General features: G+C 68.2%; 1 protein-coding gene. It reads right to left on the bottom strand.

The window, feature by feature from the left end:
* Nucleotides 1-98: 98 nt before the first annotated feature.
* Complete coding sequence (locus tag ACFY0U_RS45670) at nt 99-1379, bottom strand: IS701 family transposase (RefSeq protein WP_388646478.1); 1281 nt, start codon at nt 1377-1379, stop codon at nt 99-101.
* Between the last annotated feature and the right edge of the window lie 41 nt (nt 1380-1420).

Raw genomic sequence — 1420 nt, 5'->3', positions numbered from 1 at the left:
CCTAGTAGGACTCCGTTAGGTCGTTCTCGATCTTGGTGTCGTGTGTGCCCTGGCTGGTAGAGCTTGATGGCAGGTGGTGCAGATGCCGGTCCAGCACCTCAGGGTGTTCTGGAGGGTGTCGAGGACCTGGTAGAGGGTGAGGCCGGCCCGGGGACTTTTGGGGCCAGGCGCTGTTCGGTGAGGAAGGCGTGGGCGGCGGTCACCAGGGTGACGTGGTGGTGCCAGCCGGGCCAGGAACGGCCTTCGAAGTGGTCAAGTCCCAGGCCATGCTTGAGTTCGCGGTAGTCATGCTCGATGCGCCAGCGGATTTTGGCCAGACGCACCAGGTCGGTGATCGGGGTGTCCGTGGGCAGGTTGGACAGCCAGTAGTCGGTCGGTGCTTTGGCATCGGCGGGCCACTCGATGAGCAGCCAGCAGTCGGGCAGGATCCCGTCCCACCAGCCCTGTTCGGCCGAGGCCGCGGCCTTGAGCGGGCGTTCGACCGCCTTGCCGGCGGGCCGTACGCGCACCGCGGCGAAGCGGGACCGTAACTCCCCTCTCGAGCCATTCCGCCAGGTCAGAGGGGTGAAGGCCTCCCGTCCCAGGCTGGCGGCAAGAACTGCCACCGACGGCGCGGTCTGGCGGTAGCGGGGCTGGGGCCAGCAGCCGACCGGCCCGTCGCGGGCCGGGGCCACGGGTTGCGCTTCGAAGGGATGGGCGCTCACGTCCGACCGGACGGCCAGGACGTAGGCGAGGTGCCGGTCGGCCAGACCGGACCGCAGGTGTGCGTTGGTGCCGTAGGCGGCATCGGCCACCACGACCGGTGGCGTCATGCCCCACTCGGCGAGGGTGTCGAGCATGTCCAGCGCCAGGCGCCACTTCTCGCGGTGTGTGACCTCGGGAGGGATGCGGGTGAGGCTGCGGCGGCCGGTGTCCAAGGCCCACTCCTTGGGCACGAACAGCCGCCACTGCAGCGGGCAGGACGCGGCATCGGTCGCGGCGTGGACACTGACCGCGACCTGGCAGTTGGCCCGCTTGCCCAGGGCCCCGCAGTACTGCGGGGCCACAGCGACCGACATCCTCCCGTCCTTGGGCACCGACACGTCGTCGATCACCCAGGCCGTCGGCTTGATCAGCGGCAGCATCCGCTCAACAAGCCGCCGTTGGACGGGCACCGGATCCCACGTCGACTGGTTCACGAACTGCTGCAGGTTCTGCTCATTGCCGTCCGGCAGCCGCGCAGCCATGGCCTGGATGGACTTGCGACGGCCATCCAGCATCAGCCCTCGCAGATAGCAGTCGCCCTTGGCCCGCTGATCCCTGCGCGGGACCGAGGCGAACACATCCGCCACGAACAACGCCAACATCGCCCGCATGCGGTTCACTTCATGTGCGTCCACACACCCAACATGCTCTTGATCAGGCCCAACGGAAAGACCTA

The sequence above is a fragment of the Streptomyces sp. NPDC001536 genome (assembly GCF_042894505.1).
GTDB lineage: Bacteria > Actinomycetota > Actinomycetes > Streptomycetales > Streptomycetaceae > Streptomyces.
This window is presented reverse-complemented; position numbering and strand designations above follow the sequence as displayed.